2 protein-coding genes and 1 pseudogene are annotated in these 2475 nt (G+C 42.2%); 1 reads left to right on the top strand and 2 read right to left on the bottom strand.

Features of this window, described 5'->3' with window-relative positions; all coding sequences use genetic code 11:
* Positions 1 to 422: pseudogene (locus tag H6S82_RS28590) on the bottom strand (adenylate/guanylate cyclase domain-containing protein); the annotation flags it as partial.
* 122 nt (positions 423 to 544) lie between these two features.
* On the opposite strand from H6S82_RS28590, the gene H6S82_RS28585 reads away from it, so the two are divergent.
* Complete coding sequence (locus H6S82_RS28585) at positions 545 to 733, top strand: hypothetical protein (protein WP_190473528.1); 189 nt, start codon at positions 545 to 547, stop codon at positions 731 to 733.
* A gap of 145 nt (positions 734 to 878) precedes the next feature.
* Here H6S82_RS28585 and H6S82_RS28580 read toward each other — a convergent pair.
* A partial coding sequence (locus tag H6S82_RS28580; protein ID WP_206756908.1) for a PAS domain S-box protein occupies positions 879 to 2475 on the bottom strand: 1597 nt, incomplete at its 5' end.

The following is a 2475-nucleotide window of genomic DNA, read 5'->3' as shown; positions in this document are numbered from 1 at the left end:
AGATATTGAGCCGCTTGGCTTGTGGGAGCGTAGGTTTCATAATTAGGCACCCCTTCAATGGTTTTGGAAAGTCTAGGAAAAAACTCGGTTTGATAATATCTTTCTATCTCTGCATTTAAATTTCTTTCTACATACTCGTCGTTGAGTTTTTTGAAACCTTTGTTGAACTCTACCATCGCCGCGACAACCATTCGGTCTTCGCAAAGCGTCTCTAGGTGATTCTGGATGTTTTTAAAATAATTTTCAATATGCTCCCGTTTGGTGGCACGCACGCTGGTGAGATGGGTGAAAATAGTTTCCTGGAGGGTTTCTTTAGCTTTGTTCCAAGCCAGGTAGTTAACTATTGCGATCGATCCCAAGCTGGCTGTCAGCAGCATGACCATTAGTTTTGATTTGATGCTAAATTGCTTAATTTTTAACATTTCTTTTTTTACCTCTCACTTCAGTTTCTGACAAACGAGCAAGTTAAAACTCGAATTTTTGTAATATTTTTTGACAAATTTTTGTTAGCTAATCAGAACGTTTTGCGGATAATGCCAAACCAATGCGTATGGATGAGTTTCCGATCGATCTTAATCCTAAACTCGTGCAATCTGCTCTGGAAGTCTTCTTTGTGCTGCTGGTGTTTTGCAATCCCCCAGATAAAAACTTCATTATAAAGTACGTTGCCACTGCGATCGCAAACGGCGCGGCATTTTCTTCCACCCAAACTATACTGCCATTTTTCCGGTAAGTTGGCTGCTCAAAGCAGGTCACTTTCCCCTCTTTTGCCTTGGGCCATCTGTATGGGCAAATCCTCAAGGCTATTGTCAGATAAAATTGGCTGTGGGCGTCGGTGAGGGTACCGACGTCCGATCGGGAGAGTGGTTACCCGCTGACTAATTCCAAAATTCATCTAACTCAATGTCGCTCGCTTCTGCCTGTATTTCTTGGAAGTAATCGCTTTGGGTAATCGCCGCAACTTCCTGTTGACGCTTTTGTTGGTCGATTTCAATGCGAAGTTCTTGCAACTGGCGCTTGAGTTCTTCTTCTCGGCGCTTGCGTTCTGTAATGTCTTGGATTAGACCTTCATAGTACAGTACATTTCCGTTAGTATCGCGTACAGCCCTAGCATCTTCCTGCACCCAAATAATTTTGCCATCTTTGCGATAAGCTCTATACTCAAATTTTTGCACATTACCTTTTTCTTCCATCTGACGGTAGAACTCATCTAGGCTGCTGCTATCAACATAAAGTTGAGCGCTAATATCGGTGACTGCCGCCAACATCTCGGCGGACGAATCGTAACCGTAAATGCGTGCCATTGCGGGATTTATGCTCATGTAACTGCCCTCTTTGGTAGCCTGAAAAATTCCCTCTAAGGCATTTTCAAAGATACTGCGATAATTTTCTTCGGCAATTCGCAGGGCTTCGTTTTTCGCTTCTAAACTGGCAAATGAGTCCAGTAACTGCTCGGCCATACTGTTAAACGATATTTCCAAAACACTAACTTCTTTTAGCCCTTTTACCTCCACATTTTGATGGAGGTTTCCCTCCGCAATAGCTTGTGCTGCTTGACTCAATTTGAGAATAGGTTGGCTGATCCAACGAGAGGTAAAAATGCCGAAAACGATCGCTATAACTAAAGCAGCAATACATAGGAGAATGGTATTGCGGTTATTGGCATTAATTTGTTCCATAAAGTCTGATTCTGGAATTACAACTGCCACTAGCCAATTGAGCCCTTTCTCGTCCCGGAACGGTAAGAGCCTTAAAAATTGCGGTTGGCCGTCTATTTTAAAATCGATCGGCTCGGAACTTTGAAAATTGTTGAAGATTTCCGGATGGCTTGCTAAATATGCAGATGTGGCTTTGGTGACTCGCTCGCTACTATCTGTAGCTTTGAACATTTGCTTTTTACCATTTTCGTCGATCCGAAATGGAATTTCATCAGTAGAAGTTGCTACTAATCTTCCTAGATCGTCCATAATAAAAGCTTGTCCGGTTTTACCAATCTTTAGGCTTCTTAAAAATTTACCTGTACTATTCAAGCGCAAGGAAGTGAGCATGATTCCTTGCGTATTTCCCAATCGATCGTGTATAGTTTCGAGGGCAGTAATTAGCAAACTCGGTTCCACCAATGAGACAGTAATTGAGCCCCAAGTTGCTTTATCTGCTTTAATTGCATCTCTGTACCACACTTGACGTGTGTACCAATATCGTCTTTCTGGCCCAGAAATATCGTTAGGTATGACTTTTGCGACTGTGGTACGCTCGCCTTTTTCGTTGGTATTGTAAATCTGGAGACTATAGTCAGTAAAATCGTCTAATACGGGCATCAGCACAGTACCATCCTCTAGACGATCTCCCGCTCTTATTCTGCCATCTTTATTAGCAACTGTTGAAACGTTTACTTCTGGATATAATTGCACTAGCCGCCAAAGAAAGTTTTCCCAAGCTGATAAATTGTCCATATTTAACACTTTTGATTCGAGC

Source organism: Planktothrix sp. FACHB-1355 (assembly GCF_014748295.1).
GTDB lineage: Bacteria > Cyanobacteriota > Cyanobacteriia > Cyanobacteriales > Aerosakkonemataceae > Aerosakkonema > Aerosakkonema funiforme_A.
Note: the sequence above shows the minus strand (reverse complement) of the source record. Positions and strands in the feature narration are given on the sequence as shown.

Bases quoted from the DNA above. Each gene is read 5' to 3' on its own strand.
- H6S82_RS28585 (WP_190473528.1), top strand. From the start codon at position 545: ATGCGTATGGATGAGTTTCCGATCGATCTTAATCCTAAACTCGTGCAA.